Source organism: Geodermatophilus sp. SYSU D00705 (assembly GCF_054050135.1).
The window spans coordinates 22,612-37,252 of record NZ_JBJGYT010000002.1; the positions used below are offsets into that span (position 1 = coordinate 22,612).

15 protein-coding genes are annotated in these 14,641 nt (G+C 76.3%); 4 read left to right on the plus strand and 11 right to left on the minus strand.

Annotated elements, in window-relative coordinates:
• Window positions 1-2: 2 nt before the first annotated feature.
• Together ACI78Q_RS01525 and thpR are read left to right on the plus strand one after the other, a co-directional pair.
• Window positions 3-404 carry a hypothetical protein gene (locus tag ACI78Q_RS01525; RefSeq protein WP_456921824.1) on the plus strand — a complete coding sequence of 134 codons (402 nt, stop codon included), beginning with the start codon at window positions 3-5 and terminating at the stop codon, window positions 402-404.
• A gap of 20 nt (window positions 405-424) precedes the next feature.
• Window positions 425-970 carry an RNA 2',3'-cyclic phosphodiesterase gene (thpR, locus tag ACI78Q_RS01530; protein WP_456921821.1) on the plus strand — a complete coding sequence of 182 codons (546 nt, stop codon included), beginning with the start codon at window positions 425-427 and terminating at the stop codon, window positions 968-970.
• Between the two features lie 6 nt (window positions 971-976).
• Here thpR and ACI78Q_RS01535 read toward each other — a convergent pair whose 3' ends face one another.
• Both ACI78Q_RS01535 and ACI78Q_RS01540 read right to left on the minus strand, forming a co-directional pair.
• On the minus strand, window positions 977-2,764 hold the full coding sequence (locus tag ACI78Q_RS01535) for a peroxidase family protein (protein WP_456921546.1): 1,788 nt from the start codon (window positions 2,762-2,764) through the stop codon (window positions 977-979).
• Between the two features lie 181 nt (window positions 2,765-2,945).
• Window positions 2,946-3,908, minus strand: a complete 963-nt coding sequence (locus tag ACI78Q_RS01540) for an aldo/keto reductase (RefSeq protein WP_456921547.1) — start codon at window positions 3,906-3,908, stop codon at window positions 2,946-2,948.
• 28 nt (window positions 3,909-3,936) lie between these two features.
• Between ACI78Q_RS01540 and ACI78Q_RS01545 the strand changes: the two genes are divergently transcribed.
• On the plus strand, window positions 3,937-4,761 hold the full coding sequence (locus ACI78Q_RS01545) for a thioesterase family protein (protein ID WP_456921548.1): 825 nt from the start codon (window positions 3,937-3,939) through the stop codon (window positions 4,759-4,761).
• Here the strand turns inward: ACI78Q_RS01545 and ACI78Q_RS01550 are convergent.
• The 3 genes from ACI78Q_RS01550 to ACI78Q_RS01560 are packed head-to-tail and all read right to left on the minus strand — an operon-like array spanning window position 4,758 to window position 6,876.
• On the minus strand, window positions 4,758-5,315 hold the full coding sequence (locus ACI78Q_RS01550; RefSeq protein ID WP_456921549.1) for a TetR/AcrR family transcriptional regulator: 558 nt from the start codon (window positions 5,313-5,315) through the stop codon (window positions 4,758-4,760). The two genes, ACI78Q_RS01545 and ACI78Q_RS01550, sit on opposite strands and share 4 nt — an antisense overlap.
• Window positions 5,316-5,374: 59 nt before the next feature.
• Entirely contained in the window at window positions 5,375-6,157 is a 783-nt protein-coding gene (locus ACI78Q_RS01555) for an ABC transporter permease (protein WP_456921550.1), read from the minus strand.
• Entirely contained in the window at window positions 6,154-6,876 is a 723-nt protein-coding gene (locus tag ACI78Q_RS01560) for an ABC transporter ATP-binding protein (RefSeq protein ID WP_456921551.1), read from the minus strand. The genes ACI78Q_RS01555 and ACI78Q_RS01560 overlap by 4 nt, the downstream gene beginning before the upstream one ends.
• 98 nt (window positions 6,877-6,974) lie before the next feature.
• Here ACI78Q_RS01560 and ACI78Q_RS01565 point away from each other — a divergent pair, with 98 nt between their 5' ends.
• A complete protein-coding gene (locus ACI78Q_RS01565) occupies window positions 6,975-7,784 on the plus strand; it encodes a TrmH family RNA methyltransferase (RefSeq protein ID WP_456921552.1) in 810 nt (269 codons plus the stop codon).
• Between the two features lie 88 nt (window positions 7,785-7,872).
• Here ACI78Q_RS01565 and ACI78Q_RS01570 read toward each other — a convergent pair whose 3' ends face one another.
• The 6 genes from ACI78Q_RS01570 to serC form a co-directional block, all read right to left on the minus strand.
• On the minus strand, window positions 7,873-9,222 hold the full coding sequence (locus ACI78Q_RS01570; protein WP_456921553.1) for an MFS transporter: 1,350 nt from the start codon (window positions 9,220-9,222) through the stop codon (window positions 7,873-7,875).
• A 7-nt stretch (window positions 9,223-9,229) separates the two neighbouring features.
• Window positions 9,230-10,042: a PEP/pyruvate-binding domain-containing protein gene (locus tag ACI78Q_RS01575; RefSeq protein ID WP_456921554.1), complete on the minus strand. Its 813-nt coding sequence runs from the start codon at window positions 10,040-10,042 to the stop codon at window positions 9,230-9,232.
• Window positions 10,039-11,754: a PEP-utilizing enzyme gene (locus tag ACI78Q_RS01580; RefSeq protein WP_456921555.1), complete on the minus strand. Its 1,716-nt coding sequence runs from the start codon at window positions 11,752-11,754 to the stop codon at window positions 10,039-10,041. The genes ACI78Q_RS01575 and ACI78Q_RS01580 overlap by 4 nt, the downstream gene beginning before the upstream one ends.
• 85 nt (window positions 11,755-11,839) lie before the next feature.
• The gene (locus tag ACI78Q_RS01585; RefSeq protein WP_456921556.1) at window positions 11,840-12,313 is read right to left on the minus strand and encodes a general stress protein; all 474 of its coding nucleotides are present in this window, start codon (window positions 12,311-12,313) and stop codon (window positions 11,840-11,842) included.
• Window positions 12,314-12,380: 67 nt separating this feature from the next.
• The gene (gene sepH / locus ACI78Q_RS01590; protein WP_456921557.1) at window positions 12,381-13,340 is read right to left on the minus strand and encodes a septation protein SepH; all 960 of its coding nucleotides are present in this window, start codon (window positions 13,338-13,340) and stop codon (window positions 12,381-12,383) included.
• Between the two features lie 151 nt (window positions 13,341-13,491).
• Window positions 13,492-14,604 carry a phosphoserine transaminase gene (gene serC, locus ACI78Q_RS01595; RefSeq protein WP_456921558.1) on the minus strand — a complete coding sequence of 371 codons (1,113 nt, stop codon included), beginning with the start codon at window positions 14,602-14,604 and terminating at the stop codon, window positions 13,492-13,494.
• Window positions 14,605-14,641 lie beyond the last annotated feature (37 nt).

Genomic DNA, 14,641 nt, shown 5'->3' on the forward strand with positions numbered 1-14,641 from the left:
ACATGGCCGCGTCACTGCTGTACCTCGGGTCGATCGTGGCGGGCGTGGTCGGTGCGGTGGCCGGCCTCGGTTGGCTCGCCCGCTGGCTGTTCGGGTCCGCGCGGCTGCCGGTGTCCCACCGGCGGCGGGTGCCGGAACCGCCGGCGCCGGTGCACCGCCCGCTGGAGGCGGTTGCGGCGGACCTGCGCCGGCTGGGCCGCCAGCTGGCCCGCGTGCCGGCCGGCGTCCCCATGGCGCGCCGCCGCGGGCTGCAGGCCGCCTACGACGACGTCCTCGTCGAGGCGGCGGAGCTGCTGCAGGTGCCGCACACGATGACCGGCACCCCGCCCGGGCGGCCCCGCGACGTGGAGCGGCTGCGGGTACGGGCGGCGCTGGCCGACGCCGGCCTCGTGGAGCAGGACTGAGCGGCCTGGCGACGCGGCGGCTGTTCTTCGCGGTGACCCCGCCGCCCGCGGCGCGCGACGACCTCGACCGGGCACTGGAGCCGCTGCGCGACGCCCCCGGCGCCCCCCGCTGGACAGCTCCCGGCCGCTGGCACCTCACGCTGCTGTTCCTCGGTGCCGTGCCCGACGCGACCGTGGAACCGCTCGTCGCGGCCGCCGGGCCGGCCGTGGCCGGCACGCCGCCGCTGCGCCTGCAGCTGGCCGGTGCCGGCCGGTTCGGCTCGCGACGGCGGCCGCAGGTGTGCTGGGCCGGGCTCGGAGGGGACGTCGGCGAGCTGGGCGCGCTCGCCGTCCGGCTGGCCCGTGCCGCCCGCCGGCTGCGCCTGGCGGTGGAGGACCGGCCGTTCCGGGCGCACCTCACCCTGGGGCGCTGGCGACCGGGGCGTCCGGGGGACGGCGACCTGCCCGACCGGCTGGCCGGCTACCGCGGGCCGAGCTGGCCGGTGACCGAGGTCGAGCTGCTGGAGAGCCACCTCGGACCGGCGGCGCGCTACGACCGGCTCGCCGCCTGGCCCCTCGAGGGGTGACCGGCCTCAGACGACGGGGCCCTCCACGGGGGACGTCGCGTCGGGGTTGATCTCCTCGCCGGGCTCGAGCGGCTCGGGCTCGAGCGGCTCTCCCTCGTCGACGTGCTCGCCCTCCTCCTCGCCCTCTTCCTCCTCGCCCTCCACCTCGGGCGGCACGACCGCCCGCGGGTCGATGGCGTCGGCCCGCAGGATGAAGTGGCCCATCGTGGGGCCCGCGCTCGGGGTGTAGGTCGGCTTGGCGTTGAAGTACGAGGTGGGGTCGCAGGCCAGCAGGCCGAGGATCACCTCGGCGACGATCGTCGCGCCGACGGGGCCCAGGCGGTTGCCCCCGAGCAGCTCGGACTCCTTGAGGATGTAGAACCACAGCGGCGCCTTGCCGCCCCATCCCGGCTCGGTGAGGCCGAGCTCCGCGTTGGTGTAGACCTTCTTGGCCCCGATGGCCGTGGCGACGTCCTGGCCGGCGGGCAGCCCCAGCCGCTTCCCGCGCAGCAGGTTCCGCTCGATCAGCGAGACGATCGCGCCCGCGGTGGGGGCGACGACCGTGGGTGGCAGCTTGGTGAGCGGCAGCGACAGGTGGGTGTCGATCTTCCGGGCCATGTTGCGGTCGTCCGGCGCGCTCATGCCGGGGATGTCGAAGAAGTAGTTCCAGTCGATCCACAGGTCGGCGGGGACCGGGCGGTGCCCGCGGAGGTCCTGGTAGCCCTCCTGGGCGAAGATCGGCACGGTGCGCAGGTCCTGCACCTCGTACTCCGCGCGGATCATGCTGTGCCCGAAGCGGTAGGCCGCCCCGGAGTGCTCGATGGGCATGTAGGGGCGCTGCCGGTCGCGGGGCTTGTAGAACTTGCCCACGAACTCGATGGGGCCGCCGCGGCGCTGGGCGATCTTGCTCCGCACGACCTCGCCGCCGACGATGCGGGTCAGGAAGTCGTTGACGATCAGCCACTGGAAGTTCCACCGCAGCTCCTGCTGGGCCTGCTCGAAGGTCTTGCCCTCGTCCCGCAGCTTGTTGTGCATGCGCAGGAAGACCGCGTGCAGTTGGGCGACGATGAGGTTCTCGTCGTTGCGGGGGTCGCCCAGGTACGCCGCGCCCGTGTCGTCGCGGGGCAGGTCGTGCACCCCGTCGTGGTCGTTGACCCGGAGGTACCCCGGCCGGGCCGGGTCGTAGAGCTCCGGGCTGAGGACGGGGCCCTTGCCGTAGACGCTGGCCAGGTCGAAGCGGGGCGTGTCGTAGTTGGTGACGCCCCGGGGGTCGTACTCCTGCTCGGTCAGCGGTGTGGTGTCCAGCGTCATGTCGTGGTCGATGAACTGACCGAGGTAGATGTACCCGGCGGGGATGTTCGAGATGTCGAACTCCGCGTCGGAGAGGGCGACGTCGCTGAGCGGCAGCTTGCCGTCGTTCATCTTCGCGGCGAGCGCCGTGAGCAGCGCGTCCGGCGGGCTGAACGCCGGCAGCTGCTTGAACATGACGCCGAAGCGGGCCTCGCGGTCGCGCCCGACGCGCACCGCGATGTCCGAGCCGCGCGGGTTGCCCACCGCGTGCTCGGCGCGGGCGGCCGGTGGCAGCCGGCGCGTGGGCTGGAGCGTGGTCGTGGTCGCCGGCGCCGCGGTGGTCGCGGTCCGCCGCTCCGGTGCCGCGAACGCCGTCCCGCCCATCGCCGGGACCGCGGCCAGACCGGCCAGCCCGGCGGCCAGCACCGACCGCCGGGACAGCCGTCCGGGCGCACCCCCGTCGTCCCTGGCGCCTGCTCCGCTGAAGGGGCAGCCGCCCCCGGACCCGTCCCCGAACTCGCGCATGAACGCCCCCCGGCGCAGTGAGAGCCCGCCCCCAGCAGCAGCTCTCGGTGCCGTCGACCCTCCCTGGAGCCGAAACCGCAGGCCACACACGGAAGCGGGGGCGGGGAGCCCCCAGAGTTGGGGAGAGAGGGGACGGCGTGTCGCGCTTCGTGCTCAGCCGGTCACGATGGGTGCGGCGAACTCACCAGGCGTACTCCATGGGCGCCGCACGGTAGCCGGGGAAGATCTCGTCCAGCCGGGCCAGCTGGGCGTCGTCCAGGCGGACGTCGAGGGCACCGAGGGCGCCCTCCAGCTGCTGCGTGGTGCGCGGGCCGACGATGGGTGCGGTGACCGCCGGCTGGTGCAGCAGCCAGGCGACGCCGACGTCCGCCGGGGCCAGGCCCCACTCCCGGCAGGCGTCCTCATAGGCCTGCAGCGCCGGCCGGTGCCGCTCGACCCGCTCCTCGGCGGCGCGGCGCCGGTCGCCGCCCTCCTTCGCGAGGACCCCGGCGAGCAGGCCGCCGGCCAGCGGGCTCCACGGGATGATCCCGACGCCGTAGTGCTGCGCGGCGGGCAGCACCTCCAGCTCGACGTGCCGGGTGAGCAGGTTGTAGTGGGACTGCTCGCTCACCAGGCCGAGGAAGTGCCGGCGGGCGGCCGCCTCGTTGGCCGCCGCGATCTGCCAGGCGGCGTGGTTGGACGAGCCGACGTAGAGCACCTTGCCCTGGGCGACGAGGGTCTCGCAGGCCTGCCAGACCTCCTCCCACGGCGTGGCCAGGTCGACGTGGTGGAACTGGTAGAGGTCGATCCAGTCGGTCTGCATCCGGCGCAGGGAGGCCTCGCAGGAGCGCACCAGGTTGCGGGCGGACAGGAACGTGTCGTTGGGCCAGTCGGTCATCGAGCCGTAGACCTTGGTCGCGAGGACCGTCTTCTCCCGCCGCCGGCCGCCCCGGGCGAACCAGGTGCCGAGCACCTCCTCCGTGCGCCCCTTGCCGGCGTCGAAGCCGTAGGTGTTGGCGGTGTCGAAGAAGTTGACGCCGTCGGCCTGCGCGCGGTCCATGATCGCGTGCGCGTCGGCCTCCTCGGTCTTCCACCCGAAGTTCATCGTGCCCAGGCAGAGGCGGGAGACCGACAGGCCGCTGCGCCCCAGGTGCGTGTACTCCACGGGGGTCCACCCTGGCAGTCTCGGAGACGTGCCGCAGACCGACCCCGTGCTCGCCGCGTTCGACGCCGCCACCGCCGTGACCCGCACCGAGGGCGGCGGCCTGGCCGCGGAGCTGGACCCGGGATGGGACGTCGGGCCCGGCATCCTCAACGGCGGCTACCTGCTCGCGGTGGTGGCCCGGGCCGCCCTGACCGCGAGCCCGCACGCGCACCCGGTCGCGCTGGCCGCGAGCTTCCTGCGGGCCACCCCGCCGGGGCCGGCCACGCTGACGGTCACCCCGGGCCCGGCCGGCCGCACGCTGGCGCACTCCTCGGTGCTGCTCGCCCCGGCCGGTGGGCCGTCGCTGGCGGTCCAGGTCACCACCGCGACGCTGACCGACGAGCCGCCGGTGTACTCCGGCTGGTCCGCGCCGGTGGCCACCCCGGTGGCCGACTGCCTGCCGGCGGTGGACGACGGCACGCTGGCCCACCCGCTGCCGGAGGTCGGGCTGCGGACCCGCGTGCACACCCGGCTGGACCCGGAGACCGCCGGCTGGGCGATGGGCCGGCCCGGGGGTGAGCCGTACCTGCGCGGCTGGGTGCAGCTGGCCGACGGGCGGGAGCCGGACCCGCTGGCGCTGCTGCTGTTCGCCGACGTGCTGCCGCCGACCAGCTGGGCGACCGGGCGGTTCGGCTGGGCGCCGACGGTGCAGCTGCAGGTGCTGGTCCGCGCCCTGCCGGCGCCGGGCTGGTGCCTGGTGGAGGCCCGGGCGAACGAGGTGGCCGGTGGCTGGCTGGACGAGGACTACCGCATCTGGGACTCCACGGGCCGGCTGGTGGCGCAGAGCCGGCAGCTGGCCCGCCTGCCGCGCTAACGGACCTGCGGCAGCTCGACGTCCCCGGTCAGGTACCGCTGCACGGTCGGCCCGACGGCGGCGACCAGCTCCTCCCGGGGCGCGGAGGCCAGCGGCTCGAGGCGGAACACGTAGCGGGCCATCACCAGCCCCATCAGCTGCGAGGCGACCAGCGCGCCGCGCGCCTCCCGCTCGGCGACGGGCAGGTCGAGGGTGCCGACCACGCGGCGGATCACCCGCGCGACGAGGAACTCCCGCAGCAGCTTCGCCGTCCACTCGTTGCCGACGGCGGAGCGGATGAGCGCCAGCCCGGCCGGGCGGCCCGGGCCGTCCCACACCCGGAGCACCATGCGGACGACGGCCGCGCCGAGCTCGCCCGGGGCGGAGGCGAGTACCTCGGGCAGCAGCTCGCCGGGGTCGGCGGGCGCCTCCACCGCGGCGAGGAAGAGCTTCTCCTTGGTGCCGAAGTAGTGGTGCACCAGGGCCGGGTCGACCGCGGCGGCGGCCGCGATGCCGCGGATGGACGCACCGTCGTAGCCGCGCTCGGCGAAGGCGGTGCGGGCGGCGGCCAGCACCGTGTCGCGGGTGTCCGGGTTGCCGGGACGGCGGCCGGTGGGCCGGCGGCGGGCCTCGCTCAGCTGGTCCTCCTCCGCAGGGTCGCCGCCGCCAGCGCGAGGGCGAGCAGGGCGGCCCCGGCGACGACGCCGAGGTCGGCCCACGTGCCGCCCGTCGGCTCCGGGAAGCGCCCCACCTGCTGCACGGCGTCCACGGCGTAGGTCAGCGGCAGGACGTCGCTGACCCCCTGCAGCCAGCCGGCCATCTGCGCCCGCGGCACCAGCAGGCCGCACAGGAAGAACTGCGGCAGGACGACGACCGGCATGAACTGCACCGCCTGGAACTCGCTGCGGGCGAAGGCGCTGGCCAGCAGCCCGAGGGCCACCCCGAGGACGGCGTCGGCGACGGCGATGAGGACCACCGCCCACAGCGGGCCGGCCACGTCCAGGTCGTAGAGGGTGGTGGCGACCGCGACCGTGACCGTCGCCTGCACCGCCGCGGCGAGGCCGAACGCGATGCCGTAGCCGAGCAGCAGGTCCAGCCGGGCCAGCGGGGTGGTGAGCAGCCGCTCCAGCGTGCCGGTGGTGCGCTCCCGCAGCATGGCGATGCTGGTCACCAGGAACATGACGACGAACGGGAAGACGCCGAGCATCGTCAGGCCCACCCGGTCGAAGACGCCGACCTGCCCGGGCAGTGCCGGGACGTCGCGCCACAGCAGGTACAGGAGGCCGAGCAGCAGGCTGGGCAGGACGAGCATCATCGCGATCGTGCGGTGGTCGTGCCGCAGTTGGCGCAGCACCCGGGCCGTCGTCGCCGCCGTCAGCGACGGGCGCAGGACGCGCGGGGCGGTCGCCGTCGTCACGCCGCCACCTCCTCGGAGGCGCGGATCAGCCGGAGGAAGCCCTCCTCCAGGTCGTCGGTGCCGGCCTCGGCGCGCAGCCGGTCCGGGGTGTCGTCGAACAGCAGCCGGCCCTCGCGGAGCAGCAGCAGCCGGTCGCAGCGGGCCGCCTCGTCCATGACGTGGCTGGAGACCAGCAGGGTCGTGCCGGCGGCGGCCAGGTCGTGGAAGCGCGCCCACAGCTCCACCCGCAGCACCGGGTCCAGGCCCACCGTGGGCTCGTCGAGCACGAGCAGCTCGGGCTCTCCGACGAGCGCGCAGGCCAGGGAGACCCGCCCCTGCTGCCCGCCGGAGAGATCGCGCACGAGCCGGCCGCCGGCGTCGGCGAGCCCGACGGCGGCCAGCGCGGCGTCGGCCGCGGCCGCGCCCCGGCCGTACAGGGCGGCGAAGTAGCGGGCGTTCTCCCGGACGGTCAGGTCGGGGTAGACGCTCGGTGCCTGGGTGACGTACCCGACGCGGGTGCGGAGGGCCGGCGCGCCCGCCGGCTGCCCCAGCACGGTCACCTCGCCGGAGTGCACCTGCTGGACGCCGACGATCGCCCGCATGAGCGTCGTCTTGCCGCTGCCCGACGGGCCGAGCAACCCGGTGACGCGGCCGCGCGGGACGCCGGCGGAGACCCCGTGCAGCACGGGCCGGTGCCCCCGGTGGACCACGAGGCCGGTGAGGGTGACGGCGTCGGTCATGGTCGCCTCCTGCCGAGGAACTCAACGCCCGATGAAGTCAACGCCAGGTGACTTCGGTTGTCAACGGCTGCCGGCGTGGGGCTTGGCAGGATCAGGCCGTGTCGAGCGCGCCCGTCCTGATCACCGACCCCCGCGACGAGCGGGTCGCCGACTTCCGGGACCTCAAGGCCGGCGACCGGCCGCCGGGCACCGAGCGGGGGACCGGACCGGTGATCGTGGAGGGCGTGCCGGCGGTCGAGCGGCTGCTGGCCTCGCCCTACCGGGTGCGCGCGGTGTTCGGTGTGGCGGGCCGGGTGGCCGCCCTCGACCTGCCCGAGGGGGTGCCGGCCTACGAGGCCGACAAGTGGGTGCTCTCGGAGGTCATCGGCTTCCGGCTGACCCGCGGCGTGCTTGCCGCGGCCGACCGCCGCGCACCGGAGGACGTCGACGCGCTGCTGGCCGGGCCCGACCCGGCGGCGCCGCGGCGGCTGGCGGTCCTCGAGGCGCTCAACGACGCGGAGAACCTCGGCTCGATCGCCCGCTCGGCGGTGGCCCTCGGCGTCGACGCGCTGCTGCTGGACCCGCGCTGCGCCGACCCGCTCTACCGGCGCTCGGTGCGGGTGTCGATGGGCCACGTGCTCGCCCTGCCGTTCGCCGTCCTGCCCGACTGGCCCGGCGGGCTGGCGCGGCTGCACGACGCCGGCTACCTGACCGTGGCCCTCACGCCGGCCCCGGACGCCGTCGACCTCGGCGCGATCGACCCGCGCGCCCACCCGCGGACGGCGGTGCTGCTCGGCGCGGAGGGGCCGGGGCTCACGCCGGAGGCGCAGGCGGCGGCCCGGGTGCGGGCGCGGATCCCGATGCGGGCCGGCGTGGACTCCCTCGGCGTGGCCGCCGCCGCGGCCGTGGCGTTCGCGACCCTGCGCTGAGAGGAGATCTCTTCCTGCAGGGGCTGGTGCGGCCCCGTCCAGGGGCCCGCCCTGAGCGTGCGAAGGGCGGGGAGGACGGGGTCCTTCATCAGCGGGGCCGGACGCCGGGCAGCGCGGCGGCCGCGGCGACCGACAGCGCCCCACCGATCGCGGTCAGCCAGAAGACCCCCGTGCCGGCGCCGCCGGCCATGAGGAGGGCCAGCAGGCTCGTGCCGGTGATGCTGCCCAGGTAGCGGCAGGTCGACCACACACCCGAGGCCAGGCCGGCGCGCTCGGGCGGCAGGGCCTCCAGCCCCGCCGTCTGCACCGCGGCCGCCGCCATCCCCTGGCCGATCCCGCACAGTGCCAGCAGCACCGCGGCCGCCGGCACCTGCCGGGCGGGGTCGACGGCGACCAGCGCCACCGCCGGGACGGCCACCAGGACGCCTCCCACGACGGCGGGGCGGCGACGTCCCCAGCGGTCACTGAGCCGGCCGCCGAGGAGCGCGGCGACGCTGGCCCCCACGAGGGCGGGCAGCAGCAGCGCGACGGCCGGGCCGGTACCCACCAGGAGCGGGACGGCGAGCACGACGGTGTAGAGCGCCAGGTTGCCTGTGGCGACCGCGGCGCCGGCCGCCAGGACCGGGCGCAGCCGCAGCACCCGCACGTCGAGCACCGGCGCCGCCTGGCGCAGCTCGCGCCGGGTGAACGCGACGGCGACCAGCGCGAGCGCGCCCGCGGCGGCGCCCAGCCAGCCCGCTTGGAGCCGCCGGGCCTCGCTGAGGAGGGCTGCCCCACCGCCGAGCACGGCGAGCAGCAGGAGCGCGCCGGGGACGTCGAACGGCGCGCGTGCGGCCGGCTGCTCGCCCCGCGGGTCGGGCGGGAACCACGCCCGGACGGCCACGACGCCGAGCACGGCCACCGGCAGCGTGACGAGGAACGCGCCCCGCCAGCCGGCCAGGTGCACGGCGAGGCCGCCCAGCGGGGGGCCGGCCGCGGCCGCCGCGGTCGCGCTCGCCCCCACCGCGCCGAACGCCCGGCCACGGCGGACGGCGGGGACCGCTGTCCGGACCGTCGCCGCGGCGTTGACCAGGGCCAGGGCCCCGAACGCCGCCTGCCCGCAGCGCAGGACGCCGACCGCCGGCAGCGCCGGGACGGCGGTGGCGAGCGCGGTGCAGACGCCGAACCCCGCCGTGCCGAGCAGCGCGCAGCGCCGGCGACCCCACCGGTCACCCAGGGCCCCGGCGATGGACTGGCAGGCCGCGGTGACGACCAGGTAGGCGGTCACCAGGGCCACCACCCCGGCGACGCCGGCACCCAGGGCCGCGCCGATCCGGGGCAGCGCGACCGCCACGGAGGTCGAGCCGAGCGGGACGAGCGTGGTGGCCAGGCACGCGGCCGCCACGACCGGTCGCTCGCCCGTGCGTGCCCGGGCGGCGGGCTCCGGTCCCGCGGTCACGCCGGGGTCAGCCGGCGGTGATGGGCCGGCGCTGGAGCAGGGCCACGCCGGCGGCTCCCCAGGCCCACTCGACGTCGGAGGGGCCGCCGAACAGCTCGTCGCAGCGGCGCGCCAGCTGAGCCAGCACGGTCAGCTCGGACTCGTCCAGGCACGGCCGGCCGGCGCGCTCGGGGTCGACGTCGACCGTCGCCGTCCCGCCCCCGGGGCGGGGGACGACCGCCCGGTCCTTGCGCCCGACGACGCGGTGCAGCAGCCGGCCATCGCGGTCGAGGCGGAACAGGTCGGGGACGACCATGCCCTCGACCACGGCCTCGCCCAGTGCCCAGCTGGCCTCCACGACCAGTTCGTCGGCTCCGCTGACGGGGTCGTGGGAGAACAGCACCCCCGCGGCCACGGCGGGCACGAGGCGCTGCAGCACCACCGCGCAGCGCGGCGGGGACCGGTCGCCCCGGGCGTGGCGGTAGGCCAGCGCCGACTCGGCGCAGGCCGACGCCGCCACCCGGACGACCGCGTCGACGACGTCCTGCACCGCCACGTTGAGCAGCGACAGGTGCTGGCCGGCGTAGCTCGACGCCGTGCCGTCCTCGCCGACCGCCGAGGAGCGGACCGCCAGCGGCTCGCCCAGCTCCGCGGCCGCGGCCCGGACGGCGGCGACCGCCTGCTCGTCCCCGGCGGACACGGCCCCGACGAGACCGGCGGACAACGCCGTCCCCGGCGGGACGGGCAGGCCGCTGCGCAGCGCCCGGCCCAGGGCGACCGCCTTGCCGCCGTAGCCGTCCTCGTCCTCGACCGCGGCCAGCGGCAGCAGTGCGACGGTCACAGGACCGTGACCGTGCCGGTGGCGCCCTCGACGCGGACCCGGGCGCCGTCCGGCACCGCCCGGGTGGCCTCCGAGCAGCCCACGACGGCGGGGACGCCGAACTCCCGCGCCACGATCGCCGCGTGGGACAGCAACCCGCCGCGGTCGGTCACGATCGCCCCGAGGCGGGGGAGCACCAGGTTGAACGCCGGCCCGGTGGACGACGCGACGAGCACGTCACCGGCCTGGATGCGGGACAGCTCGTCAGCGCCTGACACCACCCGTGCGGTGCCCTCGTAGCTGCCGGAGCTGACCCCCAGGCCGTGCAGCACGCGCCCCTCCGGCGGCCGGGCCGCGTCGCGCAGCACGGCGGTGACACCGAAGCCGACGGCCTCGTGGATGCGGGCCGCCGCCGGCGGCAGCCAGGCCGGCGGTACCGGCTCGGCCGGTGGGGGCCCGAAGAAGGGCGGCATGTCCCGGTAGTCGGCGGTCCGCCTCCGGTGCACCCGGGCGGCGACCTCCTCCCGGCTCGGACCGCGCCCCTCGACCAGCAGCGACCGGACCTCCCCGGGTTCGAGGTCGACGGCGTCCTCGGCGTCCGCCAGCAGGCCGCGGTCGGCCAGCCGGCGACCGACCTCCAGCAGCGCCGTCCGTGCGGTGCTGCCCATCAGCCGGTCGCTGTGGACGGCGCGCTCGTCCCGCAGCCGGTACAGCAGCCGGGCCTCGCCGAGCAGGTCGTCGAAGGCCTCGCGGTGTTCCGGCGGGACGGCCGCCCGCACGTGGGCCTCCGCCTGAGCGGCCGCGGTGTCGTCGCGCGGGCGGTCAGGGGAGAGTGCGCCGCGGATGCGGGCCAGCACCAGCCCCGGGGCCTCCAGGGACCCGGGTTCGGCGACGGAGTCCTCACCGTCGACCGGCAGGGCCGCGAGTGCGGCGAGGTACGCCCCGGCCCGCTCGCCGACCGCACCGGGCCGGCGCAGCAACGCGCTGAGCACGGCATCCGGCTCCGCAGCCTCGTCCTGCAGCAGGGCTGCGGCGTCGGCGTCCTCGCGGAGGGCGGTGACGAGGTCGGCCAGCTCGTCGGGTGCGCCCTCGGTGACCGGGCTGGCGCCGGCGAGGCAGGCCAGGACGTCGGCGGGAGGCAGGCCCGTCCAGCGCACGGCGTGCACGGCGAAGTCCGAGACCGGCAGCAGCGCGGGCACGCTGTACCGGTGGTGCTGCTTCCACCCCTCGACGAGGGCCTGGGCGCACCGGTCGACGTGGTCGGCCAGGCCGGCGTCGTCCAGCGCGCCGAGGTCCATCGCGGACAGCGCCCGGTGCACGCCGTGCAGTGCCGGCTTCACCTCCTCGTCCCACTCCCGCAGCGCCGCCCGCCAGCGGCGCTCGGCGAGGGTCGCCTCGGCGGTGGTCATCCGGTCCCGCAGCGCCGGGTCCTCCTCCAGGAGCCGGCGGAACACCGGCTCCGGCGGCGGGCCGGCGGCGTCCGGGGGTGCGCCCACGGGCCGCAGCCGCTGGTAGAGGAACCCGCCGACGACGGCGGTGTCGAAGTGCTCCAGGAGGGTGCCGTAGCGCGCCAGGCCTTCCTCGAAGCCGGCGGAGAACCCCTGCAGGACCGCCACGGCGGTGAACCGGCACAGCGGCCTCGGGACGTGGCTCGCATCCAGCGTCCAGGTGCCCGGACCGGGGGCGACCCACGTGGGCGCGCTGTCGACCTGCTGGGCGTGGACGTCGGTCATCGTCGCCTCCCGGGCACGTGGAGGCGGAAACGGTAGGGACCGGTCCGGGGACCGGGCCAGGGCCGGAGTGCCCTGCCCGGAGCGGTCAGCCGCGCAGGGAGAACCGGGCGAGCAGGGCCCGGGCGTCCTCGGCACGGGCCGGGTTGCACATGACGTCGTAGCGGCCGGCGACGATGGCGCTGGTGCTGGTGAAGTCCCGCCGTCCCCGGGTGGCGGCGTAGCCCATGGCGCCGAACAGCAGGCCGAACAGCAGGCCGACCAGCAGGCCGGTGAGCACCGAGCCGACCCAGTTGGCGCCGTCCTCGGCGAAGATGCCCAGCAGCAGGCCGACGAACAGCCCCCACCAGGCGCCCGCGGCCGCACCGGCGGCGACCGCGCGGCCCATCGTCAGCCGGCCGGTGACCTTCTCGACCTGCTTGAGGTCCGAGCCGATGATCGTGACGTTCTCGACGGCGAACTTCTCGTCCGACAGGTAGTCGACGGCGGCCTGGGCCTGCTCGTAGCTGTCGTAGGACCCGACCTGCACGCCGCCGAGCGGCATGGACACCGACGCTGCCATGGGCACCTCCTACCCCTGGACGGACGGCGGACACGCCACGGGCGTTCCGCTGGCCGCAGCCTAGGGCTCAGCGGTGGCGGCGGACCCCGAAGACGATGTCCTCCCACGCCGGGATGCGGGCGCGCGGGTCCTCGTCCTCGCCGTCGCCGTCCCCGCCGGGGCGGCCCAGGACGACGGTGTCGTGCTCGGCGATGTCGTCGTCGAACTCGACGTCGGTGCGCCGCTCCACGTCGGTGCGCCGCTCGCCGCCGGGGGAGCCGGCGTCGGGGAGGACCGGGCGGACGTGCTCGTCGTCGTCCTCCGCGCGGTCGTCGTCGGCCAGGCGGGCGGAGGACGCCGGCGCGGCCACGCCGTCGTCGTCGGGGACGACGGCGACCGGCCGGCCGCGGTACACCGGCACCGGCCGCTCGGTGGGCACGTGCGGGACGACGCGGACCAGGCGGGTGCCCTCGGCGAAGTCGGTGGTGGTGGCGTCGACCGGGGTGACGGTGCGGCCGGGGATGTCGTAGGCCCAGAGGGTGACGCCGGACTTCGCGCCGGCCTGCCAGGCCGCGGTCACCTGCCAGGTGCCGTCGGGGGAGCGGAACGCGTCCCAGCGGACGGCGTCGAGGTCGGCGCCGAGCAGCCGCAGCCGCTCGGACATGAACTGCTGCAGCGGAACGGCAGGGGCGCCGTCGGAGAGGCGGACGCGGGCCTCGCGGGCCTGCTCGGCGACCCGTTCGCGCTCCTGCAGGACCGGGTGGGCGAAGCGCAGGATCCGCTCGACCCGGATGCCGGAGGCCTGGGCGACCTGCTCGGGGGTCTCGCCGGCGCGGATGCGGGCCTGGATCACCCGAGGCGGGAGGGTGGCGCCGATCTCGACGTCGATCTGGCCGAGGCGGCGCGCGTCGCCGCGGGCGGCGGCCCGGACCCGGTCGTCGATGGGCAGCTCGAAACGCTCACCCTCCTCACCCGGCTCGGCGCCGTCCACGGCGAGCACGAGGCTCGTGCCGTCGTCGGAGAGCGCCACGAGGCGCAGCGTGCGCATGGCGACCTCCTGGGGACTGCGGCAGCGGGTGGAGCGGCTCGGGCGAGACAGGCTGGCTCCCGAGGCTATCCGCGGACGGCGGACGGGACCGGCAGGCTCGCCCGGCGTGGCGCGATGCCGGCGGGAACGTCCCCGGTCTCCGTGTCCTCCCTCAGAGCTTCCCGACGACGAAGTCGATGCACGCGGTGAGGGCGCTGACGTCGTCCGGGTCGACGGCGGGGAACATGCCGACCCGCAGCTGGTTGCGGCCCAGCTTCCGGTACGGCTCGACGTCGACCACGCCGTGGGCCCGCAGGACCTTCGCCACCGCGGCCGCGTCGACGGACTCGTCGAAGTCGACCGTGCCGACGACGTAGGAGCGGTGGTCGGGGTCGCGGACGAACGGCGTGGCGAACGAGGACTGCTCGGCCCACCCGTACAGGCGGCGCGAGGACTCCTGGGTGCGGGCCACCGCGCCGGAGAGCCCGCCGAGCGACAGCAGCCAGCGGATCTGGTCGGCCAGCAGGAACAGCGTGGCGACCGCCGGGGTGTTGTAGGTCTGGTCCTTGCCGGAGTTGTCGACGGCGATCGACAGGTCGAGGAACCCGGGGACCCAGCGGCCCGAGGCCTTGATCTCGCTGATGCGCTGCAGGGCGTCACCGGACATGAGGGCGATCCACAGGCCGCCGTCCCCGCCGAAGTTCTTCTGCGGCGCGAAGTAGTAGACGTCGGTCTGCGAGACGTCGACCGGCAGGCCCCCGGCGGCGCTGGTGGCGTCGATGAGCACGAGGGCGTCGTCGGTGCCCGCCGGCCGCTGCACCGGGGCCATGACGCCGGTCGAGGTCTCGTTGTGGGCCCACGCATAGACGTCCACCCCGTCGGTCGCCGTGGGCAGCGCCAGGGACCCCGGCTCGGCCGTGGCGACCACCGGGTCGGCGAGGAACGGTGCCTCGGCCGCGCCGGACGCGAACTTGGCGGAGAACTCGCCGTAGGTGCCGTGCGCGCTGCGCTCCCGGATCAGCCCGATGATCGCGGCGTCCCAGAAGGCCGTCGTCCCCCCGTTGCCGAGCACGACCTCGTAGCCGTCCGGCAGGTCGAACAGCGCGGACAGGCCCTCGCGCACCTGGCGGACCAGGCCCTTGACCGGGGCCTGCCGGTGGGAGGTCCCCATCAGCGAGGCGCCGCTGGAGGCCAGCGCCTCGAGCGCCTCGGGACGGACCTTCGACGGGCCGCAGCCGAAGCGGCCGTCGGCGGGCAGGAGGTCGGCGGGGATGGTGATGCTCATCCGGGGGGTGTTGCCTCTCAGATCAGGTCAGGGCGGG